Source organism: Sporosarcina sp. YIM B06819 (assembly GCF_033485175.1).
Lineage (GTDB): Bacteria > Bacillota > Bacilli > Bacillales_A > Planococcaceae > Sporosarcina.
In genome coordinates this window covers 40,589-66,004 of the sequence record NZ_JAWLIQ010000012.1, presented here as the reverse complement: position 1 = coordinate 66,004, position 25,416 = coordinate 40,589, and the positions used below count along the sequence as shown (strand labels likewise).

Below are 25,416 nucleotides of genomic sequence, written 5' to 3'. Positions count from 1 at the left end.
GGGATATAGATGGAGCAACAACAAGAGAAAAAAATTAGTTTTTTAATGGCTTTGTTGCCGTTAGCTGTCATGATTTTCGTCATGATTTTCACAGTTGTAAAATTAGAGCAAGGTCCACACATTCCATTGATTATCGGGACATCGACTGCTGCTTTAGTCGCTTGGAGAGTCGGTTATACGTGGAAAGATATTGAGGAAATGATGTACAAAGGAATTCGATTAGCACTTCCAGCTGTTGTCATTATTATTTTAGTCGGCTTGACGATTGGTGCCTGGATGGGCGGCGGAATTGTTGCAACGATGATTTACTATGGGTTGCAAATCATAACGCCAGCTTGGTTCCTCGTAACGATTTGTATCATTTGTGCAATCGTTTCGTTAGCGATTGGTAGTTCATGGTCGACAATGGGAACGATTGGTGTTGCAGGAATGGGTATTGGTTTGAGTATGGGTATTCCAGCAGGGATGATTGCGGGAGCGATTATTTCTGGCGCTTACTTCGGAGATAAAATGTCACCGCTTTCAGATACAACGAACTTGGCAGCAGGATTGACGGGGACAGATTTATTTGATCATATAAAGCATATGTTATACACGACAATTCCAGGGTTAACGATTGCACTTGTGGCATATGGCTATTTAGGAAATAAATTTGCAACAAACCAAATTGAAGCTGTGGAAATTGCGCAAACAGCGAAAGTCTTACAGGAAAGCTTTCTCATTACACCGTGGCTATTACTTGTACCAATCGCTGTTATCATGATGGTTGCTTTAAAAGTACCAGCAATCCCTGCCCTAATTGTGGGGATTATTCTTGGATTTCTATCGCAAATCTTTATTCAAGGTGGTTCGTTAGTCGGGGGAATCGAGGCGTTGCAAAGTGGATTTACGATTGCAACAGGTAATGAGATGGTAGATGCACTGTTTAATGGTGGCGGATTGGACTCTATGATGTATACAGTCTCCATGACAATTGTTGCGATGACTTTTGGCGGGATTTTGGAGTTTTCGGGAATGCTGAAGGCCATTATGAATCAGTTGCTAAAAGTAGTTAAGTCGACGGGGTCATTGGTTGCGTCAACGATTGCAGCTTGTTTCATGACAAATGCATCTTGTTCAGAGCAGTATATTTCAATTGTTGTACCATCGCGGATGTTTAGTAAGGCTTATAAAGATATGGGCTTACATTCGAAGAATTTATCACGTGCCTTAGAAGATGGGGGAACTCTTACGTCTGTTTTCATCCCGTGGAATACTTGCGGTGTGTTCATCTTAGGGACGCTGGGCGTTAGTGTAGTTGAATATGGACCATATGCCATCTTGAATTTAGCAGTTCCAATTATATCGATTTTGTATGCGATTACAGGATTTTCAATTGTTAAATTATCGGAGCAGGAGAAAATGGAACTGGCTAAAGAAGAGTCGGGAAATGAAGAGTTAAGCGCAGGCTAATCTTGAAACAAGCTGGGGCTGTCCAAAAAGTCGGTTTTCACTAACTTTTTGGTCAGCCCCAGCTTTATAGATCATCCAAAGACTATTTTCTACCCCTCGACAAGCACCGCCGCAAAGTTATCGATCAATTGCCGGAGGTTATCGATCAATTCGAAGTCTTTATCGATCAATTGTCGTAGGTTATCGATCAGTTTTGCAAAGTTATCGATCAATTGGACAAAGTTATTGTCATTTCGGGATCTTCGACTCATCAAGTTGGCGTAGCACTTTACTTCACTTTAAGATACACCACATTGTTGACAGTTCCCCTTTCTATTAATGAATAGTAGGGAAGTTAAACTCGTATAGAGCCCGTGGTCGACCTTGTCGATAGGTCATTTCTTCACCGACGATTGTCATGTAATTGAATTCCACTAATTTCTTGAGTGTACGTTCAGCAGTTCTTCTTGTGACATTTAGATGCAGTGCCAAGTCAGTTGCTGTAAATTGTTTGGAATGGCGAGATTGGCTAAATTGTAGTAATTTTGAAATGTTTGTGGGACTTAGCTTTGTTTTGTCGGCCATTTCTACCAGCACCGGTTCATTTATTTTCATCGCAATGACGGTGTTCGATTGTGGAAATGGGCCATGCAGTTTTTTGTTTGCGTCTAGCATATAAAATGATTGGGCATCGCTTTCATGAATGAGATTAAGTGCAAAGCGTGCATTTTCAGTGGCGTCAACAATTGTTTCGCCGCAGCCAAATGCTAATTTAGCTTCAGTGGCGAATGTTTGGAACAGTGACAAAAACTCATTGTTTCTTAATGAAAACTCGATATTGCCCATCGTTGTGTATAATGCAAATTCATCGTGCTGTTCATTCCACTGTGCTTTCATAAGGGTTGCCATTTTTTCGACGGTTGTTTTAAAATCTTTGTTGTGGGATTTCTCCTTGATGAGACCAACGGCGATTTGAGCGGCGTTACTTTTTTGTAAAATGGCTTGCTGCTTTGCGGTTTCTATTGAGCGCAAAATAGAGCTTTCAGGGTCAATCATTTTATAGGCAGGAATTTGCAGTTGCTGAAGTTGCTCGTATACAGCATGGACACTTGTAATCGCCATATCGGTCTCTCCTTGAGTTGCATGTTGCTGATGATAGGTGACGATATCTTGAATCGTGTCAGTGTCATCGAGTGCATGAACGAATGGCAACTCTAGGACTTGGTTCAAATCTTTTAAGACGTTGTCAATGAGTGATTTCTCACGCACATCGATAGAAATGCGATTCAAGTCTACTTGTTCTTTTGCAGATAGATGAAGTAAAGTAATCGCAATAGCCGTTTCATCTTGTTTTAGATAAAGGACTGGAATAGCAGAATCTAAAAGTGACTCCTTTGCATAAGAGTAGGGAAGTGAGCCAGAGAACAGAATCGCATCGCACGGTTTAAGCGTTTGTAGTAAAACGGGTGCCGCTTTAGGCTCATCATAACGATACCAATGAAGTTCGATATCCTGTTGATATGTAACCAATTGTTCAGTTCGATGACAAAAATCATGTGAGCCGATGATGGCAATTTTAACTTTCATAATGTAGAGTCTCCTTAATAGCGACTATTTAACGACAATGATACAATGAATAAAAGCATTTGCCAATTGAAAGGATTGAAGACAATGAAAATTACTGAAATTGAGATTTACGCAATCCACCTACCACTATACGAACCGTTCGTTATCAGCTATGCAACTTATGATTATATGCCTTCCATTATTGTTAAAATAACGACGGATACAGGTCATGTCGGTTACGGGGAAAGCGTCGCGGATGATCATGTGACGGGTGAGAGCTGGGCGGGGACGTTTGCGGTGTTGAAAAATACATTAGCGCCTAAGCTTATTGGAGAAAATCCAAAGAATATGGAACGTATTCATGCCTTAATGGATTCAGAAATTTATGGTGTTCCGACTGCCAAAGCAGCAATTGATATTGCCTGTTATGATGTAGTGGGTAAAGCACTTGGTGTTCCGGTTTATGATCTGCTTGGTGGAAGATATCACGAAGAATTCCCGATTACACATGTGCTCAGCATTGGCTCTCCGGAAAAGATGGCGAATGAGGCGGAAGAACGAGTAGCTGCTGGCTATCGTTCATTGAAAATGAAAGTCGGTACGCAAGTTGCAGAGGACGTCAAACGGATTGAAGCAGTTAGAGCGCGTGTTGGTGAGGACATTGCTATTCGTGTAGATGTCAATCAAGGTTGGAAAAATAGTGCTAACACCTTACAGGGGCTTCAAAAGCTCGAACATTGCTCGCTGGACTGGTTAGAGCAGCCTGTGATGGCGGATGATATCGATGGCATGGTAGAAGTGAAATCTAAATCATCGACACCAATGATGATTGATGAAGGCTTACGCGGTGTGCGTGATATGCGAGAAATCATTGCTAAACGAGCAGCTGATAAAGTGAATATTAAATTGATGAAGTGCGGCGGTATCTACCCAGCTATGAAGCTTGCGCATATGGCAGAGATGGCTGGCATTGAATGTCAAGTGGGTTCGATGGTTGAGTCGTCTATCGGTTCGGCAGCAGGATTCCATGTGTCATTTTCGAAAAAAGTGATTACAAGTGTTGAATTGACGGGGCCATTGAAATTCAGTAAAGACGTCGGTAATTTGCACTATGATGTACCATTTATTCGCTTAACGGATAAACCTGGATTAGGGATTGACATTGATGAGCAGGTGTTACAAGAGCTAACGGTGTTTTCAGAGAAGGTCAGCGGATGAATCAACGACATGTATTGAAAAATGGTAAAGAAGTTTCGGTAGTACGATTAGCGGTGGACAATCTTGGGGATATCATAGCACTTCAACAAAAAGTTCTTAATACGATGATGACAGATGCCTTTTTACAACCATTGACGGAGGAAGAATTTCTTTATATTTTGAATGGTAAAGGCATGATGATTGGGGCTTACTGTGAAGAGCAGCTGATTGCTTTTCGAGCTATGCTAGAGCCAGAAATCGATGAGGAAGGCCACTTAGGAATCGATGCATGCGTACCTACGAATGAGTTATCTACCGTCATTTATTCGGAGATATCAAATGTCGATCCTGATTTCCGGGGAAATAATATGCAAGTCTTGTTAGGAAACATAATCATGCGAGAGATCGATACCGAGAAGTTTCGCTATGTGTGCACAACTGTTGCTCCGTTTAATATCGCTAGTTTGAAGGATAAATTTGCACATGGCATGGAGATTGTTGCACTCAAGGTGAAATATGGCAACTTGCTGAGATATATTCTATTGAAAGATTTAACACAGACCTTACAAGGGGAAAACACTGTAAGTTGTGAGGTCTTAATGGCAGACACAGCACGGCAACAACACTATCTTCAAAGTGGTTGGCGAGGGACAGCCATTGCACAAGTAGATGACCAGTGGGTTGTTCGTTTTGAAAAAAATATTATAGAATGAATAAGAATCCTATTCCACGTAAAAATATGTGGAATAGGATTCTTTAATTATCAAGACATTCAGTTGAAGTGTGGTGGCTTTGACATAGTGGATAGTAATACCTATTTATGAGTTGCTGTTTTTTAAGAAAATACAACTATGATAGGCTATGAATATAAGCTATACTGATAAATAGGTTTAGTATCTAGGAGGTAAAATAATGAAGCTGTCAGTGGGTAAAAAAATATGGATTGGATTTGTATGTGTACTTCTCACAATGGTAATTGTGGGCTTGTCGGGTTTTTGGGCGCAAACTAAAACGAATCAAGAGTATCGGTTAATGATAGATAATCAAATTACAAAGATGGTACTACTAGAAAAAATGGCATCATCACAGTATAGAATTTCAAATGATGTTCGAGGGCTATTATTATTTAAAGAAATTTCATATCAAAAAAATCTAGAAAAATTGAACGATGGATTTAGTAATCAATTTGGAATACTAGAACAAATGGCTAGCTCTACTACTGAAAGTGAAATGCTTGAGGAGTTAAAAGGAGCGCGGGAAAGTTTTGTGGAAATTACAGACTTGGCAATTAGTGAATTTAATAGTGCCAATGATGAAAAGGCGTTAAATATTGCATCTGATGCATCAATTTTTCAAGCGCAAATTGAGAAAAGTATAACCAACTTGATTGACTATCAAACCGAACAAACGAATTTAGTAAGTGCAGGGATTGCTGAATTGATAACAAAAACCAAAATGTTTACGTTTGGGTTGATGGCTCTAGCGCTTATTTTAAGTATTGCTGTTGCGACGTTCATCAGTCGTAGTATTGCACGTCCGGTTGGAAAAATAACAACAGCACTTGCAGAGATTGCAGAGGGGAATTTTGTGATTGAACCGGTTGTGATTCGCAATAAAGATGAAATTGGTGCTATGGCAACTGCTTTTAATGGCATGGCGAAAGACCTTCGCGGGATTATTTTGAATGCAAATGATTCTGCACTCCAACTGGCAGCCCAGGCTGAACAATTGTCGGCAAGCTCTGAGGAAAGTCTTGCGGCATCTGAAATGGTTGCAGAGACAACGGAGAGGAACTTGTTAGGAAGTGAGTCTCAAGCAGCAATTGTCGGTGAGACGAATTTAGCTATTGGAGAAGTAGTTACGGGCATTAATCAGATTACGAAGGATAATGAAGCAATGCTTCTGTCATCAGAGGATGTCTCGCGACTTGTCAAAGAGGGCGCTTCACTTATGGAGGATGTTAATGGTCAAATGGCGGTGATTAGCTCTGCAATTGGGCAGTCAGCAGGCATTATGAGTGGTATGGCGAATTATTCGGAGGAAATCCGGAAAGTTACGTCTCTGATTACGGATATTGCTGAACAGACAAACTTGTTGGCACTTAATGCAGCAATCGAAGCAGCACGTGCTGGTGAGCATGGAAAAGGCTTTGCGGTCGTAGCGGAGGAAGTGCGAAATCTTGCGGAACAGTCAAAACGTTCGGCTGGAGAAATCGGTAATATGATTGATACGATGATTGGGAGCGTTGCACAGGCGGTTACGAGTACAGAAGATGGCAGTCAACGTGTAGAAGAAGGGCTTGTTGTCACAGAGAGAACACGCGATGTCTTCAATCGCATTGAACAGGCGGCCGGTGATGTTAGTGACAAAGTAACGACCGTTTCTGCTGCAATTGAGCAGATTCGAACAATGACCGATGCAGTGTCTGCTGGATCTGTAAAAGTACAGGAACTAGCTGTCGAATCATCAGAAGCCGCTCAATCAACAAGTGCAGCAACAGAGCAACAGTTGGCTGCAAATCAGGAAATTTCGTCTAGTGCACAATTGCTTGCACAACTTTCGGAGAAGCTACAAAGTGATATGGGACGATTTAGAGTTTAATACTGAAGTGAAAAAAGACATCCTTAGGCCCTGAAATTAGGGACAAGCGGATGTCTTTTTATTATGCATATCTTGTTAATTAGATAAAATAGACACGGCTATTTACAAATTATTTACACAAACATTACCTATTCTTCACATAGCCCTTGCATTTATCCTATAAAATGAGTGTAATGAACTATCGAATGGAGAGAACCTTTTTGATTATGTTAAAAGAGAATCATTTGCAAACATTGCTTTATAGCATTCTTAGAAATAAGGATATTCAGACGGTTTTTCAACCGATTCTTTCCTTGGAGAATGGGACAGTGCTTGGATATGAGGCGTTAAGTCGAGGGCCAGAAAAAACCCCTTTACAAAATCCTGAAAAGTTATTTACATACGCAATGGAAAATAATCAGCTATGGGAATTGGAGTCTCTTTGTCGCACAAAGGCATTAGAATGTGCCCATAGGCTTCGCATAAAAGAAAAGCTTTTTTTAAACGTTAATCCTAATATTATGAGTGACTCAAAATTTAGACAAGGGTTTACAAAGGACTATTTAAGTCGGTTTAATATGGATGCCGAAAAAATTGTTTTTGAAATTACAGAGAAAGAAGCAATTACAAATTTAACGCATTTTAAGCAAACCGTCAGTCATTATAAAGAACAGTTGTATCAGATCGCGATTGATGATGTGGGGTCGGGGTATTCTGGTTTGAATATTTTAACGGATATTCATCCCCATTTTATGAAGTTGGATATGCAGTTAATTCGAAATATTGATTTTGATAGAACAAAGCAGTCGTTAGTAAAGAGTTTATGTGAATTTGCCGCGCATTCTCAAATCCATATTATTGCTGAAGGGATTGAAACAAAAGAGGAATTAGCAAAGCTTATTGAATTAGGTGTTCGTTTTGGACAGGGCTACTATATTCAAAAGCCGAATTCAAACCTATTACCGATAAGAGAAGGGGTCATTGCATTGATAGTTGATGAGAATAGGCGTAAACAAAGACAATTGTTCAACCGAATCACAGAAAAATTTGTCAAGAAAATGTCCTCTGCTTTACAAACACTTGATGGCAATATGTTAATTGACGAAGTAAAAGCATTGATGAATCAAGATCAATCGGTACCTGGATTTTGCATCATTGAGCAAAATCGTGTAGTAGGTGTCATTACTCGTAACCAATTGCATGTGAAAATTAGCGGCCCCTTCGGTTATAGCTTGTATAGTAAAAATTCAATAACAGAAATTATGGAAGAGGACTTTTTACAAGTTGATAGTAACACACCGATTCATAAGGTGGCAAAACTAGCGATGATGAGAGATCCGAAGCAACTATATGATTTTATTACAGTGACGGAAAATGGCGAGTATTTTGGAATTGTTACGGTGAAGGAATTATTGGAGAAGACGATGGAAATTGAAGTTAATTTTGCGAAGCATATGAATCCACTGACAGAATTACCTGGAAATATATTGATAGAGCAGCAGTTGCAAGATTGCTTGGAGACGGAAGAGGGATATGGTGTCCTCTACTTGGATTTGGACAATTTCAAGCCTTATAATGATGTATATGGTTTTGAAAAGGGTGATCAAGTTCTAATCCACCTTGCGGACCTGCTAAAAGGGATAGTATCTCAGGATGATTTTATTGGTCATATTGGCGGAGATGATTTTATTATCATTGCATCGTCTGAACAAAGTGTTTTGTATTGTCAACAAATCATTGAAAAGTTTGATGCTACTATTGAACAGTTTTATACGAAGCGGGATGTGGAGAATGGTTGGATTGCTTCAAAGAATAGACATGGTAAAGATGAGTTGTTTCCAATATTAACGATTTCGATTGCAGGAATTATAAATCAGCATGTTCAGTCCACTTCTGATTTGGCGAAGAAAGTAAGTGAAGTGAAGAAACAATGTAAGCAGTTGATTGGTAGCAATTACTTATTTATGGAAAGTTGAACTATTTCAACGCAAGAAACAAGCTGTTTGCCTTTGTGCATTCAGCTTGTTTTGTGTACTATACTTTTTTGCATGGAGACAAATAACTGGTGCATTTTAGTAGTCACATTGGATTCAACTTTACCTAATTGTTGTACGCCAATTTTATTTATTGGTTGGGGATTGAACCAGTTGATAACTCCATCGTGATAGATGCCTTGATAATCATTTCCTTGGAAGTTTAATGAAAAGGAAAAACGTTCATGAATACAGTTCTGAAATAAAGTTTTTGTAATTTGAAATTGATTGAACATAGTTTTCTCCTCCAATTTTTATATAGGTTAATCTTTAAAGAGTGGTTATTTTAGTATGGCCGCCAATGTTGTTAAATAAAGTTGTGTAATTTAGCGTTTGCATTGATTTTAGCAATTTGTAATTGCTGTATTTCATGTTTGCTTAATGGATTGGGGTTAAACCAGTTGGTGACTATATTGAGGGAGAGATTTGAAAAATCATACCCTTGGAAGTTTGATAATATCCATTTATGAATTTGTTTTTGAATTTGTGTGAACATAGTTTTCTCCTCCAATTTTTATAGGTTGAACTTTAAAGAGTGGTTGTTTTAGTGTAGTGACCAATGTTGTTAAATAAAGTTGTGCAATTTGGCATTTGCTTTGATTTTAGCGATTTGTAATTGCTGTATTTCATGTTTACTTAATGGATTCGGGTTAAACCAGTTGGTGACTATATTGAGGGAGAGACTTGAAAAATCATACCCTTGGAAATTTGATAATATCCATTTATGAATTTGTTTTTGAAGTTTAGCTATCATAGTGGTGGCCTCCATTTTTTTGTATTTTGTAGAACGACATTTTATGGTTGATTACTTCGTATTAATCATGCTAGAAATTATTGATAAAATGAATTCAACTTGTACTGCTTACTTAGAATAACGTTTCTAAATTAGAGAGATATGTGACGAAGATGAGAGTTTGATGAGAATTGATTTTTACCACGCGTGTTGATTAACCAAAAAACAACTTAATTAACTACTTGGCGCTACTTGTACAGTTGCTTCTGGATCGCTTAGGGTTGAACGATTTCTATACAATAACCGTGCTATTTTTTGCATAGGGATGCTACTGCGCCGCATCCCTATGCATTTTTTTCGGTAATCGTATGGTGGACGTTCACCCGCCGCGCTCCAAAAACGTAGATACACGAAATGCTAATGTTTTTGGGGAAGAGGGAATAGAGGGTTTCTGAACTAGAGAGGGCCGCCAAAGATACAATTTTGGCGGCCGAATCTTTTATCATGGTCTTCTCTATTTTTATTTTGAGAAGTGTCACATTTTAATAAAGCTTGCAAAAATAAAGTTGGAACACCTTGTACATATTAAAAGAGTGCCCAAAATTGTATCTTCGGGAACTTACAGTCTTTATAGAAAGTCCTCTATTCTTTTCTTTCCAAGCAACTGCATTTTTCACTTAAGCATTATAGGTACAATCTCTCCTTGGTAATTATGTCATGAATATTTCGTAGAAAGCGAACCGGAAATGATTTGGAGAAAAACATGGTTTTCAAGCCTTGCTTACTTGTGATTTATGCAAGTAAATGGTTAATCAACACACGTGGTTTTTTACGATTATATTGGCTCCTATCCATATTAGGGGAGATGAATCTTTCTGATTGATAGATTACTACGCCGAATCATTCCTTTAATCAGAATTATTTCACCATTATGCGAAATGGTATTGATTCCCTCACTTTCAAATGGTAGAATACAATTCTGTCTAAAAAAACCCCAACATCTCCTTTACAGTTACATAGGACGCAAAATACGATAAATGGAGGACTTGTCTCATGCAGCAACATCCTGATTTTGAGTTTGAATTAGAGCGCCTTGACTACACCAAACACTACATGCAGCAATTATTAGAAGAATCACGACGTGACGTAAAATCCTCCCAAGATGAGATTCGTAAATCGATGGCAGACTTGGAGTATTTAGATTCCAGTTTGAGCTACATAAATATTTTAACCAATGCCCGTTTTTTTGAGATGGCCCGTTCTCAAAAGGAAGGCCTGGAAGCCATTCAATTGAAGCCGTATTTTGCTCGGATTCATTTTCAAAAGGAAGATGAGGAGGCGGAATTGCTCTATATCGGCAAGACCTCCTTATTCCACCGGGAAACACAGGAACCGATCATTGTCGATTGGCGTTCGCCTGTGGCCAATGTTTACTATGATGGGAGACTTGGTGATTTAACCTATCGAGTGCGGGAGGATGAGTTTCAAGGGCATCTCTATTCCAAGCGGCAATATCGAATTGAAGATGGAGAGCTTTTGGATATTCGCGATATTGACCTGACAACGAATGATGAGTTACTTCAGGAAGCATTAGCTGGTAAAGCAGACACTCGTTTAACTGAAATTGTATCGACCATTCAGGCTGAACAGAATGCTATCATTCGAGCTAATTTAAAGCAGCCGATTATTGTGCAGGGGGCAGCGGGCAGTGGTAAGACGACGATTGCGCTGCATCGTATCTCGTATTTTTTATATACGATGGGAGAACATTTTCCGGCCAATAAATTGATGATTTTAGCACCGAGTAAATTGTTTATGGACTATATTGCAGACGTACTACCCGAGCTGGGTGTGGGGCAAATTTGTCAGACGACATATGCGGAATATGTTTTGAATGCGACAGGGTTGAAATTGAAGCTGGCTGATCCTGATGCGAAGTTGGCGCAGTTAGCACAATCGGCAACATTAGACGCGGACAAGCTTTTTGTGACGCGTGTCAAAGGGACCCTCGACTATCGTGAAATCATGCAACGCTATGTGAATAAATTGGAGCAAAACATGGCGGAGTTATTTGAAGATGTCTTCATTGAAAAGTATCGGATTATGAAAGCTTCCCAATTGAAGAAGCTTTTTTTGCAGGAGTTTGCCTATATGCCAGTTGAAAAAAGACTTGAGCGCATTAAAATCATCGTGCAAAGTGATGTGAAGCGCAAGCATAAAAAATTGCTTGCCACCTTAACGACTAAGTACGAGGAAGCGCTTGATAAAGCATTATATGGTATTCGGGATGATGAACGACGGAAAGCCAAGCTAACGAGAATTTTGGATGAACGTGATGATAGGATGCCAATCATTGAAAAGGAAGGAAAGTCGACGGCGTCGGTCTATATGCGTAGGTTTAAAAAATTTAATGTCAAGAAAATCTATCGCGAGTGGTTAGCGAACGAACAACTCCAAGCAGCACTTGCTAGTCATTGGTCTGATAAGGAAAGAACTGCTTTTTGGGAGGCTCATCTGAAGGAAGCTTGGGAAATCGAGGATTTAGCAGCCATTTATTATTTACAGGCTAAGCTAAAGGGGATTGCAGATGACTGGAAAATGCGTGTGGTTTTCATTGATGAAGTGCAGGATTACAGCGAATTTCAGTTGGCTGCACTACAAGATGGACTGGAGACGGATATGTTTACAATGGTTGGTGATTTGGCGCAAGGAATTCATAGCTATCGGGCGTTAACGTCTTGGGAGCCAATCAAAGAATTGTTTCCAAGAGCGACCTATACAACCCTTCAAAAAAGTTACCGAACGACCATTGAAATAATGGACTTAGCTAATCAGGTGCTGGCACAGATGGACGAGGATCTACCGCTTGTAGAGCCAGTCGTTCGTCATGGCAGGGAACCGGATTTTTACGAAATGCCAGCGTTTGATGAACATACAATTGCCCAAATTTATAAAGAAATCACAGGACGTGGCCATAAATCAGTAGCGTTAATTTGCAAAACGACAGCAGAAGCCACAAGAATTCATGAAAGACTACGAGAATTTGATATACCCGTGCAATTATTAGGCGAACAATCGGATATGAGTGGGGCGTGCCTACTAATTGTTCCAAGCCATCTAGCCAAAGGATTGGAATTTGATGCAGTCATTGTTGTGGCGGTTGATGATCCATTCCGAGATCATCCGATTGACAGAAAGTTGTTATATGTGGCTATGACAAGGCCGATGCATGAATTGCATATGGCGGGTGTGCGTGTGTAGAGTTTAGGGGTGTTTAGTTGGAACAGCTAGTTATTCAGAAGGCGACTATCGAGGATGCGACTTTAATCCATTCAATACAAGTGGAAGCGTTTAAGCCGTTGTTAGATAAGTATCAAGACTTTGATACAAGTCCGGCAAACGAAACGATTCAGCGGACCATAGATCGTTTACAACAAAAACAAACGGATTATTATCTCATTGTCTATGACGAGATTACGGTTGGTGCGATACGAATTGTTAGGAAAGACAATCATCGTTATCGAGTGTCTCCAATTTTCATTCTCCCTGAACATCAAGGAAAAGGAATTGCGTCGGCAACCATGCAAGTAGTTGAAAGTTTCTATGAGGATGCTGTGACTTGGGAACTAGATACGATTTTAGAAGAACAAAAATTGTGTGGGTTGTACGAGAAGTTAGGGTATAGCAAGACGGGGAAAGTCACGAAAATGAATGAGCGAATGACCATTGTATGTTATGAGAAAAAACTAGTATAAGCGATAACAAGCTTATACTAGTTTTTCTATACTACAAAATATAACTCAAATACACCAACATAATTCCTAAATCAGCAAGGATGTGGCTGATAATGGGGGCTGTAATGGACTGTAATTTGTACTTGAAATAGCCCCATAAGAGACCTGCAAGAAATACAGGAATGACTGCGATAAGATTGAATGGGAATGTGAAAATGTAAATGAGGGAAACTAAGTGATATAAGCTATAAAAAAAGGAAGTAATGACAACAGTTTTTGCAATACTAACTTTACTTTCCAGGCGCCTGTACATGAAGTTTCTCCAGTAGAGCTCTTCTAAAAAAGGATTGATAAAAATAAGAACGAAGACTAGCCAAATGACTTTATCGCCTGTGAAATTCCAATCCATTAATAATTGCCGCAGTGCAGCAAGGTCGAATACAGTATCTTTTAGTAAGGTCACCGCACCATAAATAGCTAATAAAAAAATAACCCCGCTAATCAAGCCAACTACAATAGATTGACGATCGAATCGATTTTGAAAATTGGATTTTTGTTGTTTATTTCTAATCGAGCTAAACAGTGGAACGAATAATAGCCAGCCATAAAAGAGTGCAAAAGTAATGAGGACGCTTTTGCAGATGATTAAACCTATGTAAATCATGATTGTGGGTCCTACTAATAAGAGTGTGAGTTTCTTCATAATTCCTCCATTTACTTAATTCTCTAAAATGACATTAGAAATATTTCCCTATCGTTAGCTATAATAGTAGAGGAAGATAGAGATGAAAACAAGCCGACTGCACAATGCAATCGGCTTGTTGGTCACCCCGTATGAACTTGATCATAGGGAAGATGCTAGTACTCGTATCCAAAATGCCTCAACGCTCTGCGCTATTGTTCCTACCTAATTGTTTCCGTAAATGATTTTCTACCCGAACTAAGTTCAGTGATTTCAACAGTCAATGTACGTATCGAATCCTCTGCTAATTCCACTTTTCCATTTTGCTGAAGGCGTTTCCACGCTTTCACATCTTTCCGATATAAATATTCTGATAACCGATAGATATCAACATCTTTCTTTAATGCTTCTTTATAGGTTTCTTCAATTTGTCGTTTAACTTCTTGTTCTGCATTTTTTTTAATTTCATTCTTCTTTATTTTTCGGGGCATAGCACTTACGTCTCCTTGCAGTTTAATGTCAATATCAAACTTCACGGAATCGCCCTCGACGACAGGTTTTACTTTTACTTTTGGACTCTGAAGGATAACGGACATGACATCTTCAGCGTCTGAGTTTAACGAAAACGTAACTTCCCCCCTTTTTGTCTTGTCGTTCAGCCATCTCAATCCATATATCTTTTCTTGTTTTATGAACCCCTTGAACGCTGTTGGTGTAATTAATCCAACCCCTGACAACTGTGCGATTTTATCCTTCGCTTTGACTGTCTCCCAGTTTTCAGAGATGGAGAAGTATGGAATAACCATTTCGTGATTCGGTTCATTTAATCCGATAATCATCCTGCGTATATCAACTGGTTCAACCAATGACCCTTGTTGATACGAATTCATTGGATCTCCTAACTTTGACAACGGAATGGCCTTATTTATGATTGGGACAGTTAACAATACATCTTTCACAGGATCATCCGTACTGTACAGCCAAACTTGATACCTAGTTTCCCTATAACGGATAAGCGTGTCAATGACACCCTTCATTGCATCATTTTTCAATGCTTCTTCAGAGAAAATAATGTACGTGAGGTGGCCCCAAAAGATTTTTTCATCTGCCGAATTATATAACTTAAAGATGGCTTCATCTACTGTTCTACCAGAGGCATAGCCTACTTCTGATTGGTCAGATTCACTACTGATTTGATCTGATTTCGCTACATTTTTAAAGTTAATAATTTGTCCATATATTTTGTATTCGCCATCTTCAAAATCAACGCCAAAACCATGAATGTAAAGCATTCGCTCAGGTTCATTCATGCCCCAACATCCAGAAAGTATAATCACAAGGAGTATGATGAAAAATATCGTCTTAATTCTCTTCATTTTTCTTCCTCGTTTTATCTGTAGGATGTAATTCATCTGGACGCTTTGCATAGTATTTCCCTGGTGGTCGAATTAGTGATCTGAGGATTGTTGACCAGTTTAAATCTTCCGTAAGAATCAAATACGGAACGCCGAACGTTCTCATATTGGCTACATAAAGAATTGTAAAGTAAAGCGCTACGAAAAATCCAAACAGCCCGAAAAAAGCTGCTAATAAGATGTAAGAAAATCTTAATATACTCACAGCTGAAACCAGTGATTGATTTACCAAAGTGTAAGATGCAATCATTGAAGTAGCGATGACTACAATCATAGCCGGACTTGTAATTCCCGCCCGGATGGAGGCATCACCGATTATTAAACCACCGACAACACTTATTGTTCCGCCAATCGCTGCTGGAAGACGCAAACCGAACTCACGGAATAACTCAAACATAAAAATCATGAGACTCATTTCAAGTGCTGTTGGAAATGGAAGCCCTGTATTGGATTGCACAATGGTAGCTAACAATTGCAAGGGTAACTGGTTTTGGTGAAACGTCGTCAAAGCTAGCCAAAATGCCGGCAGTAACGTCCCTACGAGAAGACCGGTCAGCCTTATCAAGCGTTCAAACGAGCTAAAGAAAATTGAGTTTTCATTATCCTCACCCGTTTTAAAAAGTTGAAATAAACTTACCGGAATAATAACCGCATACGAGACACCATCAATTAGGATGACAAATCTTCCTCGTGCAAGGGTCTGAATGGCATAATCAGGTCTTCCCGTATAGTCATGCTTTGGAAGTAAAGTTGGATGTTTATCAATATGTTCCATTAATATGTTACCGCTATACATGATATCAATATCAACTTTATTTATTTCTTCCTTTATCCTATTCAGAATATCTTTATCAGCAATATCATCAAAATAAAGTAGAGCGACAGTTGTTTTTGTCCTTTTCCCGACCTCAAATTTTTCAACACATAGCGAATTTGTGGGGAGTCGCTTTCTAATTAAAGCGATATTGGTAGCAATGTCTTCAATGAAGTTGTCCCTGGGTCCTTTCACACTTACTTCCGTTTTCGTTTCTTCGGGATTGCGGTTTGGCTTTTTCGAAATATTACTTGAGTAGATGGTATGATAATCTTCAAAATAAAGAACAACATTGCCAGCGTATACGTCAGATAGAATCTCATTTAACGTTTCCACTTTTTTTAATGCAGGAATATGTAAGTGACTTATCACTGCATTTTCAAATGATATCCCATAGAAGGCATTAAAGAACAACTGAACTCGTTCAACAATGACGTCATTCAATAAGTGTTGATCAATCATTGCTTCGCAGGTAATAAACATCACTTTCCGCTGATTGAACGTATAGTCCTGAAACTGAACATCGGCAGATTTCTGAAATAACTGTTTCAATGTCTCAGCATCAATACTATTATCAACAGGTTGCATATTTCCTCACCCTCTTCGGCTTACATCTCATGCTTGCTCCTCCTTGAAGTTCTTCCTGAAATAAAGGCAACCATCGCTAGAAACAACGAAAAAACAAAATAAGTAATAAGAGTAATCGGCAACACATATTTCCCTTTAATCTCATCAAAAGTACTTCCACTTATAAGGAGTAAAGATAAGCTGATAAGGAAGAAAGGAGGGGCAATATAATTCCATATTTCTTTCTTTTTCCCGTTCAAATTGAATAAATCGACGATGATATATAACATCAATCCAATTCTGATAAACGCACCCGTAAGCCATTGATAAATCGAGAAAAAGTCAAGATGTTCGATGAAGCGCCCGATCGCTACTAGTCCCCATTCTTCATAAGCCGGGAAGCGTTGTTTAGTGGCTTCAGTGGGCCCAAACTCGGTAATCGATCCGACTAACGGCCCTAGTGTTAAAACCGTTAAAATAAAGATTATCGTAACATAATGTTTAAAGCGAATTCGATCTTTTATCTCATGTTGGATAAAGAGAAAAAAAGTAAGTTCGACAATACCTGAGGCTGGGTATACCATCCCTTTTAGTACAGGCTCGAATCCGTGTTCAAAAAAAGGCTGCAACAAATCGTAATTTTTTACTTGTAAATTCGTAAATGCGGCAAAAAATCCAAAACTAACAACACCTACCAAAACTACTGCGTTTGCCATAACAATTGTCTGTATAGACGTTGTGATAAGCAGAACACAAAGTATCGTAAAAAGAAGCATCAGTAACAAGATGGGAGTTTCGGGTAAAAAAGAAGCATTTACCCACTGTAATGTTTCAATAATTGTGAACGCTGATTGCAATAGAAGACAAATGACTAACATGAATATGAAAATAGATGAACCGACTTTACCAAGCTTCTGTTTTAGCCAATCTTTTAACGGCTCTTGATTGGATTTTTTATGAATATATATAAGCACTAGTAACCACGGCAACAAAACAACTGTTGCTAATAATACAGATAGCCAGCCATCCCTTCCGGCATCTGTTAAAAGCGGCGGAATAATCGTGACATGATTTTTCAATCCGATAACAGTCATCGCTAGAAATATTACGTGTAGCATGCTGATTGAATTGGCATGTTTCATAATGAAACCCCTCTATCATATGTTTATACCGTTTATCATTGACATGAACAAGCTGGATTATAAGCAAGTAGATAAGAAAACAAGCCGACTGCACAATGCAATCGGCTTGTTGGTCACCCCGTATGAACTTGATCATAGGGAAGATGATAGGATTCTCTTCTTTTTTTCAATAGTAAAAAGAATAAAGTTAAAGGGCCAATTCTTCCGATAAACATGACGATACATAGTAATACTTTACCGACATTACTTAGTTCTGCCGTGATACCAACTGATAATCCAACGGTTCCGAAAGCAGAAAACACTTCAACAGCTAGTGCTAATAGTGAAAGATTTTCTGTAATAGTCAATAAAAACAGTGAGCCCATCACTACAAAAATACTTAAAGTTGTGATGGCTAGTGATCGAATGAGCACATCGATTTTTATAGACCTGCCAAATAGATGAGGCTCTGGAATACCTCTTACATAATGCATGGTAGCAAAAATAACGACGATAAATGTTGTCAGCTTAATGCCAGAGGCTGTCGAAGCACTCCCACCGCCTATGAACATTAAAAACATCGTAAATAGTAAAGAAGAATCCTCCATTTCCCCCATTGAAACTGCATTAAATCCAGCCGTTCGTGGGGACACAGCTTGAAAATAAGAGACAAGTAGCTTTTTAGCCCATGAAAAATCCCCGATGGTATGCGGATTGTGATATTCAAGAATGAACAACACAAGAGTTGCAACCGCATTGATGAGTAATGTCCCACTAATCATCAACTTCGTATGTAACGACCACTTACGAAAGGATTTCTTTGTAAAGATATCCGTCACAACAACAAAACCAATACCCCCTACAATAAATAAGGAAGACAAAGTAAAGAGCACAACCGGATCTCCTGCAAACTGGATTAGATTATCTGGAAATAGTGCAAAACCGGCATTGTTAAAGGCGGAAATCACATGAAAAATACTATAATAAATTCCTTTCACCCAACCAAAATCAGCTGCCCAGTAGACAGATAATAAAACAATCGCAACCCCTTCGGCAATGACGACGAAAAGTAAAATCCGCTTAACGAGCTTCACCATGCCACCAATCGATTGTTCATTGAACGATTCTTGAATATATATGCGATGTTGCATGCCTACTTTTCTTCCAAACATAATCAGGACGGCAACCGCAAAAGTCATCAGGCCGATACCGCCGAATTGAATGAGGAAGAGCATAACGATTTGCCCAAACAATGTGAGTGTAGTCCCGATATCAAAGACACTAAGACCTGTCACAGTCGTAGCCGATGTAGCTGTAAATAAAGCATCCGTCCATGTGATGGGCTGCGTCGTTGCCACCGGTAATTTTAATAGTAAAGTCCCAATGATTATAAGCAGAAGGAAACTTCCTGCAATGACAATGGGTGGAGATAAGTGTCGGCTTGTTTGTTTTGATGAATGCATAGCGCATCTCCCCATTTTCTTTTATCATACTAAAATTCCCTTTTCGTTAAAAGGTAAACATTGATTGTGCTAGAAGTAAAATCCTTGGTGCTTTAACAAGGGGAGCCAATCGCAAAAGTGATAAGATAGTATATGACAGTCGCTTACATAGATGATTAGTGATACATAGAGAACTTTCGTTCGATAAAATGATTACATAATTCATTTCATTTAGAAAGGGGGTTGGACGTTGTGATCACCCAAAAGCAAATCCTAGACATGTGCGGAAACAGTTCGTTTAAAAGAGGCGAAGCCTTCTATCGTTCGGGGAAAGTGACGATTGAACAATATACCGACATGTATTGTCAAGCGACAGTGGTGGGAACGGAAAAATTTTATGTCACAATCGACGATGATGGGGAAGGTGGTATTCGGACGGAATGCAGTTGCCCATCGTTGCCTTTTTATCCGTACAAATGCCAGCATGTCGCCGCGGTTATGCATGCCATCTCTAGACTTGACGAACCTTCTGTAACTGATAATTTGTTATCCCTTTTCAATGACAAGCCAATTAGGTCAACTGGGCACCAGCTTCATTTTGAGGACCGAGAAGTGCTGGACCTACTGTTTACATGGATGCCTGTTGCCGTCAAAAGTGGGCATATGCTTGGCATCGAAATTCAAATCGGTTCAGTTCCCGTGGAGCATATCCGGAGCTTTTTGAGTCAGGTGAATGAAGGAAAACCAACTGTCCTTTCGCCAACTTTTACGTTTGATGCGAACCGCTATTGTTTCCCAAATGAAGCGGATGCTGTTCTTCAACAGCTCATTCGAATGAATCAGGAGGAGTACATAGCTGATCACTCAATCAGTCCACAGACATTACTCATCCCGCCTACATCTTGGGACAGGCTACTGCCGTTTTTGAACCTTGCACCGTTAGTAAGGTTGGGGCACGATGGAAAGTGCATGTCAGGCTTGCCTCTCTCAAATGAGGCATTGCCTGTAAAGTTCCGTTTTGACAGGCTCGAAGGTAAAGGGCATTATTTGGAAATCGATGGATTGGCTTATGTTCTTATCCTCGGGGATTATCATTTGGTCCTATGCAACGGGCAATTGTTTCAGCTGGACAGAGAGGATTGCAAACGTCTTACTGATCTCAAGCAGATGGTCGAAACCTCGGGAGCCCGCCAACTGCCGATTGCCAATGAACAAATTGGCTTTTTTCTAGAAAAGGTCGTCCCAGGATTACGGAGAATCGGTGAAGTTCAACTTACTGAAACGGTTTTGGACAAACTGGTGAAATCCCCATTGCAAGCCATGCTGTATATCGATCGTGTCAATAATCGTCTGCTGGCTAGCCTAGAATTTCACTATGACCACCTTGTCATTAATCCTTTAACAGAAGGGGATTTGCCGACGGGTTCTGTACTCGTTCGTGACTTAGAAAGAGAAGAAAATATCCTTTCGTTCATGAAAGACAGTTCGTTTACGGAATACGATGAAGGCTATTTATTGCACAATGAACAATTGGAATATGAATTTCTACAGCATATCCTGCCAAAATTGCAAAAGCTCGTGAAGGTATATGCGACGACTGCGATTAAGAATCGAATTTTTAGAGGACATGCTCGTCCTAGGATTCGCGTAAAGTCACAAGAAGAGCGCACAAACTGGCTCGAATTCAAATTTGAGTTGGACGGTATTCCAGACAAGCAAATACGTGAAGTCCTTGAGGCCTTGGAGGAAAAACGGAAGTATTACCGTTTGCGGGATGGAGCCCTTCTGTCATTGGAAACAAAGGAATTTGAAGAAATCCAACGCTTTCTGAATGAAGTTCCTGAAGGGCTGGATGACTTGGAAAAAGGTTTGTCCGTGCCAATAGGGCGTGGAATGCGCTTCCTAGCCGGTGCAGACGAGGATGGCATGTTTTCTGTAGAAGCATCGGCGCGCCAGTTTTTTGAACATCTTCGTAACCCCGAGAGCACAGGAATTGAAGTACCGAAGCAATTGGTAACGGTTCTGCGCGATTATCAAAAACAGGGTTATCAGTGGATGAAAACGCTAGCGTCTCATGGCTTAGGGGGCGTGCTGGCGGATGATATGGGGCTCGGTAAAACGCTTCAAAGCATTGCATTCGTCTTGTCCGTGCTTCCTGAAATTCGTGAGAAAAAACGTCGAGTGTTAATTGTTTGTCCCTCTTCTTTAACGTATAACTGGCTGAGTGAGTTTCAGAAATTCACACCTGAAATCAATGCGGTGGTCATGGACGGGCCAAAAAAGGTGAGGACGAAGCTGCAGAATGAACTGGAAGGCAAAGATGTGTTGATTACCTCCTATCCATTGATTCGCCGGGATAGTCAATGGTTCGAGAAACAAGACTTCCTGTCGATCTTTTTTGACGAGGCGCAGGCATTTAAAAACCCATTCACGCAAACAGCACGAGCAGTAAAGAAATTGCAGGCGGACAATCGGTTTGCGTTGACGGGAACACCTGTCGAAAATTCAGTGGAAGAACTGTGGTCCATCTTTCACGTCGTATTTCCCGAACTATTCATGGGGTTGCGGGAATATAGTGAACTCACACCGAAAGCTATAGCCCGCCGTATCCGACCCTTTTTGCTGCGGCGGCTGAAAGAAGATGTCCTTGCAGAGTTGCCGGGAAAAATCGAGTCAATGGAGACGACAGAGCTACTTCCTGAACAGAAAGAACTCTACGCCGCTTATTTGGCAAAGCTACGTCACGATACGTTAAAGCATTTGGATAAGAACACAATCGCAAAGAATAAAATTAAAATCCTTGCTGGACTGACCCGATTACGGCAAATTTGTTGCCACCCCGCATTGTTCGTGGACGGCTATCAAGGCAGTTCGGCAAAGTTTGAGCAGTTGAAACAGCTATTGGAAGAATCGAAGCTTGCGGGCAGAAGAGTATTGATCTTTTCGCAATTCACAAAGATGCTTGGAATTATTGGCAAGCAGTTAGCGATGAACGGATCCCCTTTCTTCTATTTGGATGGTCAAACACCTGCAGAGGACCGGCTGGAAATATGCAATCGGTTCAATGCGGGAGAGCGAGATTTGTTTTTGATTTCATTGAAAGCGGGTGGCGCTGGGCTTAATTTGACAGGGGCTGACACGGTCATCCTGTACGATCTTTGGTGGAATCCAGCAGTGGAGGAACAAGCCGCGGATCGCGCCCATCGCATCGGGCAAAAGCAGGTTGTCCATGTCATCAAACTCGTTGCCCGTGGAACGATTGAAGATAAAATGAATGAATTGCAGGATAAGAAAAGAGATTTAATCGAAGAAATTATTGATCCGAAAGCTGTTGCCAGTACATTGCTTACCGACGATGATATCCGGGAGTTGTTGGAGCTATAACAACCGCTACAGTCAAACATGACTGTAGCGGTTTTATTGAAATTACCAACAATATTGCCACGCCGGAGAGTTATCGATCAATTCGAAGCTATTATCAATCATTTGCAGCAAGTTATCGATCAATTCGAAGCTATTATCGATCATTTGCCAACAGTTATCGATCAATTCAGCAGAGTTATTGTCATTTTGGGACCTTTGACTTACCAAGTTGGTGAAGCTCTCTAATCACTTTTTGATCCGCCACATAGAATCTTCCCCTTTTTTCTCCTATGCAAGGAATCCCTAGTTGTCCTAAAATCCGTTTAGCTTTTTGGTGGCAATCTAGTCGTAGAAAACGCCGACATTCTTTATTTGAAATACGGTAATCTATCAACATGAAGTATTCTGCCAAAGCTTGAATATGAGCATGAGGATCAACATAGCCGCATTGTTGACAACCCCATCCATTGTAGATAGACTGCATGCCATATGAGCCGCATTGACTACAACGAACGCCCGTAAGCAATTCAGACGGATGAATCCCGTACTTATTTGTAAGTGGAAATGGATCGTACTCACGATGAGCAGCCATCAGTTTTTGTGCAATGTCTTGTAGTTGAAGAAAATCGATAGTTGAGTGAAGTGAACTGAGTCTTCGAAGATAAGTAGGGATCTCGAGGGGGAAAAGGAGAGTCAGATCCTTTCGAAGGTTTTCAAATTGCTGCTGTGGCCTGGGGAAAACCACTGTTTGATAAATGGGAATAGCCACGTGATGCGCATGAAACCAATCTTCTAACATCATTTTATTGCGCTCTAGCTGGACCGATGGACATTCAAAATAGTCAACTTGTCCATTTTCAAGGGTTCGTGTAATTTGATTATACTCTTCGGGGAAATTAATTCGGCCGGCAATATTTTTCATTTCCAAGATAGCCGCACCTTGTTTAAAAAGAAAAAGCGTATCTATTTGGAACTTGCCGGTTGATTGTAGATTCAAATCATGGAAGATGTAATGTTCAAATGGGAACTGGTACTTCTGAAAAACATTCGCAAGTATTCTTTCGCCGTTGTCACCTGCTCGGTTTTTTCTCAGCTCGTTTTTTATATCCGCATAACGTGGGTGATTCTCCGGTAACCTTTGCAGCAGTGCTTCCAGTCCGACCGCCTTTAAAGAACTTGTTTTTTCCTTCATAATCAATTAACATCGCCTCCATAAAATTTCTTATCATTATTTTACCGCAAGAGTCTGATAATTGAATATTATTTTAGCTCGTTTAGAATATCGATCAATTCAAAGGAGTTATCGATCATTTGCAGCAAGTTATCGATCAATTCCAAGCCATTATCAATCATTTGCCAGCAGTTATCGATCAATTCAACAGAGTTATTGTCATTTCAGGACCTTTGACTCACAAAAATTCGGCTGCTGAATATTTCATGTCAACCACTATCAGAAATCGCCTACCGAATTTTACATTTTAGAAAGATATAATCGCATAAATGTACGTACTATATGATAAGATATATATATAATACATATTAAGTATTTCTAAGGAGCGTGTTTCTTTGGAACAGCTAAAAGAGACCATCAGACAGTTTCGGATTTTTAAAGATTTATGCGATAAAGAAATTAATCCCTTCCTTAAGATCATAAAAAAGAAGAAATGTGCTGATAAAAGCATGGTATTCATGCATGATAATCCAATCACGCACGTCTATTTTGTTGCTACCGGCAAAGTAAAGGTATTTCGCAATGACATGGCTGGCAAAGAACAGATTGTTTGTGTAAAACAGCCGGGAGATATGTTTCCGCATGTCGGATTTTTCCGCAAAGGGAATTATCCTGCCCATGCACAAGTGATCGAGGATGCAGAACTGTATTTCATTTCGATTCATGATTTTGAAGAAGTGCTCATGGAGAATCCCCATTTGGCGATCAAGTTATTTAGTGTGTTGGGCGATCAGATTGTAGATGTTCAGCAACGACTGGAGGAAATGGCGCTACGCAGTACGAACGAAAGAATTCTGTTACTCCTTTTGCGACTTAGCGAGACACATCGAGAAAAGCAAGCAGATGGCTGGATTAAACTAAACACAAAATTTACGAATTCTGATTTAGCCAATATGATTGGGACGACACGTGAGTCCGTCAATCGCATGATTTCTCATTTGAGAAAAGAAGAAGCGATTAAGTTAGTCGAAGGAAGCTACTTTATTTATCCTGACAGAATACAAGAAGAATTGTCGCTGTAATGTTTAGAAGCTATCTTCACTTGGTCCGCAAAGGCCGAAGTGGAGATAGCTTTTTCTAATTGAGAATGAAGATAAGGGATTAGACAGATAAAATGACGGTGTTCGATAAGTTGTCACTATTTCAAAACGCCTAGTTATTCGCTTATATTTCACATGAAAAATGCGATACCTATGCAGTTTGTAATGGTTTTGTACTTCGTCCCTAGCCACTGAAATCATGTATCTCTTGAGGGTTCCCAAGAGGGGTGTGATTTTAATCACAAAAGTGAGAAGCGTTATCAACTAGAGTGGAGATAAGGAAAAACACAGGAGGTGAAGTTGGATGGGAGCTCAAAAAGTGAACATCGAAGAAAAGGAAAAGCATGAACAAGAACATTCACTAAAAGGTACAGTATTTTCCGTTGGTGTTGTAGGTGCGGTTATTCTCGCTATGTGGGTTTTGCTATTCGTATTATACATGGGAAGAGTATAGGGAGGGAAAAGAC

General features: G+C 39.8%; 20 protein-coding genes. 10 read left to right on the top strand and 10 right to left on the bottom strand.

The genetic code is table 11. From position 1 onward, the window contains the following. The first annotated feature begins 45 nt into the window (after positions 1-45). On the top strand, positions 46-1,452 hold the full coding sequence (nhaC, locus tag R2B72_RS09765; protein ID WP_412177822.1) for a Na+/H+ antiporter NhaC: 1,407 nt from the start codon (positions 46-48) through the stop codon (positions 1,450-1,452). Between the two features lie 315 nt (positions 1,453-1,767). Here the strand turns inward: nhaC and R2B72_RS09760 are convergent, their stop codons facing one another. Then, positions 1,768-3,018 (bottom strand): HTH domain-containing protein, encoded by a 1,251-nt coding sequence (locus R2B72_RS09760; RefSeq protein ID WP_318616309.1) that lies wholly within the window; start codon positions 3,016-3,018, stop codon positions 1,768-1,770. Positions 3,019-3,102: 84 nt separating this feature from the next. On the opposite strand from R2B72_RS09760, the gene R2B72_RS09755 reads away from it, so the two are divergent. The 4 genes from R2B72_RS09755 to R2B72_RS09740 all read left to right on the top strand — a co-directional run bounded on the left by R2B72_RS09755 (position 3,103) and on the right by R2B72_RS09740 (position 8,750). Further along, positions 3,103-4,215 (top strand): dipeptide epimerase, encoded by a 1,113-nt coding sequence (locus R2B72_RS09755; protein ID WP_318616308.1) that lies wholly within the window; start codon positions 3,103-3,105, stop codon positions 4,213-4,215. Then, complete coding sequence (locus R2B72_RS09750; RefSeq protein ID WP_318616307.1) at positions 4,212-4,907, top strand: GNAT family N-acetyltransferase; 696 nt, start codon at positions 4,212-4,214, stop codon at positions 4,905-4,907. The genes R2B72_RS09755 and R2B72_RS09750 overlap by 4 nt, the downstream gene beginning before the upstream one ends. 199 nt (positions 4,908-5,106) lie before the next feature. Further along, positions 5,107-6,795: a methyl-accepting chemotaxis protein gene (locus R2B72_RS09745; protein ID WP_318616306.1), complete on the top strand. Its 1,689-nt coding sequence runs from the start codon at positions 5,107-5,109 to the stop codon at positions 6,793-6,795. A 206-nt stretch (positions 6,796-7,001) separates the two neighbouring features. After that, positions 7,002-8,750 carry a bifunctional diguanylate cyclase/phosphodiesterase gene (locus R2B72_RS09740; protein ID WP_318616382.1) on the top strand — a complete coding sequence of 583 codons (1,749 nt, stop codon included), beginning with the start codon at positions 7,002-7,004 and terminating at the stop codon, positions 8,748-8,750. A 41-nt stretch (positions 8,751-8,791) separates the two neighbouring features. Here the strand turns inward: R2B72_RS09740 and R2B72_RS09735 are convergent, their stop codons facing one another. The 3 genes from R2B72_RS09735 to R2B72_RS09725 all read right to left on the bottom strand — a co-directional run bounded on the left by R2B72_RS09735 (position 8,792) and on the right by R2B72_RS09725 (position 9,561). After that, positions 8,792-9,043 carry a hypothetical protein gene (locus R2B72_RS09735; RefSeq protein WP_318616305.1) on the bottom strand — a complete coding sequence of 84 codons (252 nt, stop codon included), beginning with the start codon at positions 9,041-9,043 and terminating at the stop codon, positions 8,792-8,794. Positions 9,044-9,114: 71 nt separating this feature from the next. Beyond that, a complete protein-coding gene (locus R2B72_RS09730) occupies positions 9,115-9,303 on the bottom strand; it encodes a hypothetical protein (protein WP_318616303.1) in 189 nt (62 codons plus the stop codon). A 69-nt stretch (positions 9,304-9,372) separates the two neighbouring features. Beyond that, positions 9,373-9,561, bottom strand: coding sequence for a hypothetical protein (locus tag R2B72_RS09725; protein ID WP_318616302.1), 189 nt, complete (start codon positions 9,559-9,561; stop codon positions 9,373-9,375). Between the two features lie 1,032 nt (positions 9,562-10,593). On the opposite strand from R2B72_RS09725, the gene helD reads away from it, so the two are divergent. Both helD and R2B72_RS09715 read left to right on the top strand, forming a co-directional pair. Beyond that, entirely contained in the window at positions 10,594-12,801 is a 2,208-nt protein-coding gene (gene helD, locus R2B72_RS09720) for an RNA polymerase recycling motor HelD (protein WP_318616301.1), read from the top strand. A gap of 17 nt (positions 12,802-12,818) precedes the next feature. Next, positions 12,819-13,295 carry a GNAT family N-acetyltransferase gene (locus R2B72_RS09715; RefSeq protein WP_318616300.1) on the top strand — a complete coding sequence of 159 codons (477 nt, stop codon included), beginning with the start codon at positions 12,819-12,821 and terminating at the stop codon, positions 13,293-13,295. A 31-nt stretch (positions 13,296-13,326) separates the two neighbouring features. Here R2B72_RS09715 and R2B72_RS09710 read toward each other — a convergent pair whose 3' ends face one another. The 5 genes from R2B72_RS09710 to R2B72_RS09690 all read right to left on the bottom strand — a co-directional run bounded on the left by R2B72_RS09710 (position 13,327) and on the right by R2B72_RS09690 (position 19,336). Next, entirely contained in the window at positions 13,327-13,977 is a 651-nt protein-coding gene (locus R2B72_RS09710; RefSeq protein ID WP_318616299.1) for a type II CAAX endopeptidase family protein, read from the bottom strand. Positions 13,978-14,177: 200 nt separating this feature from the next. After that, the gene (locus R2B72_RS09705; RefSeq protein ID WP_318616298.1) at positions 14,178-15,332 is read right to left on the bottom strand and encodes a Ger(x)C family spore germination protein; all 1,155 of its coding nucleotides are present in this window, start codon (positions 15,330-15,332) and stop codon (positions 14,178-14,180) included. Then, on the bottom strand, positions 15,319-16,773 hold the full coding sequence (locus tag R2B72_RS09700; protein WP_318616297.1) for a spore germination protein: 1,455 nt from the start codon (positions 16,771-16,773) through the stop codon (positions 15,319-15,321). The genes R2B72_RS09705 and R2B72_RS09700 overlap by 14 nt, the downstream gene beginning before the upstream one ends. A 20-nt stretch (positions 16,774-16,793) precedes the next feature. Further along, a complete protein-coding gene (locus tag R2B72_RS09695) occupies positions 16,794-17,894 on the bottom strand; it encodes an endospore germination permease (RefSeq protein ID WP_318616296.1) in 1,101 nt (366 codons plus the stop codon). A gap of 113 nt (positions 17,895-18,007) precedes the next feature. Continuing rightward, complete coding sequence (locus R2B72_RS09690) at positions 18,008-19,336, bottom strand: TrkH family potassium uptake protein (protein WP_318616295.1); 1,329 nt, start codon at positions 19,334-19,336, stop codon at positions 18,008-18,010. Positions 19,337-19,558: 222 nt separating this feature from the next. On the opposite strand from R2B72_RS09690, the gene R2B72_RS09685 reads away from it, so the two are divergent. Next, complete coding sequence (locus R2B72_RS09685; RefSeq protein WP_318616294.1) at positions 19,559-22,699, top strand: DEAD/DEAH box helicase; 3,141 nt, start codon at positions 19,559-19,561, stop codon at positions 22,697-22,699. 181 nt (positions 22,700-22,880) lie between these two features. Here R2B72_RS09685 and R2B72_RS09680 read toward each other — a convergent pair whose 3' ends face one another. Further along, the gene (locus tag R2B72_RS09680; RefSeq protein ID WP_318616381.1) at positions 22,881-23,870 is read right to left on the bottom strand and encodes a nuclease-related domain-containing protein; all 990 of its coding nucleotides are present in this window, start codon (positions 23,868-23,870) and stop codon (positions 22,881-22,883) included. A gap of 374 nt (positions 23,871-24,244) precedes the next feature. Between R2B72_RS09680 and R2B72_RS09675 the strand changes: the two genes are divergently transcribed. Together R2B72_RS09675 and R2B72_RS09670 are read left to right on the top strand one after the other, a co-directional pair. Further along, on the top strand, positions 24,245-24,931 hold the full coding sequence (locus R2B72_RS09675; protein ID WP_318616293.1) for a Crp/Fnr family transcriptional regulator: 687 nt from the start codon (positions 24,245-24,247) through the stop codon (positions 24,929-24,931). Between the two features lie 322 nt (positions 24,932-25,253). Beyond that, complete coding sequence (locus R2B72_RS09670; RefSeq protein ID WP_318616292.1) at positions 25,254-25,403, top strand: cytochrome C oxidase subunit II; 150 nt, start codon at positions 25,254-25,256, stop codon at positions 25,401-25,403. Positions 25,404-25,416: the final 13 nt, after the last annotated feature.

Excerpts from the sequence above, each read along its gene's own strand:
- nhaC (WP_412177822.1), top strand. The coding sequence starts at position 46 with ATGGCTTTGTTGCCGTTAGCTGTCATGATTTTCGTCATGATTTTCACA.
- R2B72_RS09760 (WP_318616309.1), bottom strand. The coding sequence starts at position 3,018 with ATGAAAGTTAAAATTGCCATCATCGGCTCACATGATTTTTGTCATCGA.
- R2B72_RS09755 (WP_318616308.1), top strand. The coding sequence starts at position 3,103 with ATGAAAATTACTGAAATTGAGATTTACGCAATCCACCTACCACTATAC.
- R2B72_RS09750 (WP_318616307.1), top strand. The coding sequence starts at position 4,212 with ATGAATCAACGACATGTATTGAAAAATGGTAAAGAAGTTTCGGTAGTA.
- R2B72_RS09745 (WP_318616306.1), top strand. The coding sequence starts at position 5,107 with ATGAAGCTGTCAGTGGGTAAAAAAATATGGATTGGATTTGTATGTGTA.
- R2B72_RS09740 (WP_318616382.1), top strand. The coding sequence starts at position 7,002 with ATGTTAAAAGAGAATCATTTGCAAACATTGCTTTATAGCATTCTTAGA.
- R2B72_RS09735 (WP_318616305.1), bottom strand. The coding sequence starts at position 9,043 with ATGTTCAATCAATTTCAAATTACAAAAACTTTATTTCAGAACTGTATT.
- R2B72_RS09730 (WP_318616303.1), bottom strand. The coding sequence starts at position 9,303 with ATGTTCACACAAATTCAAAAACAAATTCATAAATGGATATTATCAAAC.
- R2B72_RS09725 (WP_318616302.1), bottom strand. The coding sequence starts at position 9,561 with ATGATAGCTAAACTTCAAAAACAAATTCATAAATGGATATTATCAAAT.
- helD (WP_318616301.1), top strand. The coding sequence starts at position 10,594 with ATGCAGCAACATCCTGATTTTGAGTTTGAATTAGAGCGCCTTGACTAC.
- R2B72_RS09710 (WP_318616299.1), bottom strand. The coding sequence starts at position 13,977 with ATGAAGAAACTCACACTCTTATTAGTAGGACCCACAATCATGATTTAC.
- R2B72_RS09705 (WP_318616298.1), bottom strand. The coding sequence starts at position 15,332 with ATGAAGAGAATTAAGACGATATTTTTCATCATACTCCTTGTGATTATA.
- R2B72_RS09700 (WP_318616297.1), bottom strand. The coding sequence starts at position 16,773 with ATGCAACCTGTTGATAATAGTATTGATGCTGAGACATTGAAACAGTTA.
- R2B72_RS09695 (WP_318616296.1), bottom strand. The coding sequence starts at position 17,894 with ATGAAACATGCCAATTCAATCAGCATGCTACACGTAATATTTCTAGCG.
- R2B72_RS09690 (WP_318616295.1), bottom strand. The coding sequence starts at position 19,336 with ATGCATTCATCAAAACAAACAAGCCGACACTTATCTCCACCCATTGTC.
- R2B72_RS09680 (WP_318616381.1), bottom strand. The coding sequence starts at position 23,870 with ATGAAGGAAAAAACAAGTTCTTTAAAGGCGGTCGGACTGGAAGCACTG.
- R2B72_RS09670 (WP_318616292.1), top strand. The coding sequence starts at position 25,254 with ATGGGAGCTCAAAAAGTGAACATCGAAGAAAAGGAAAAGCATGAACAA.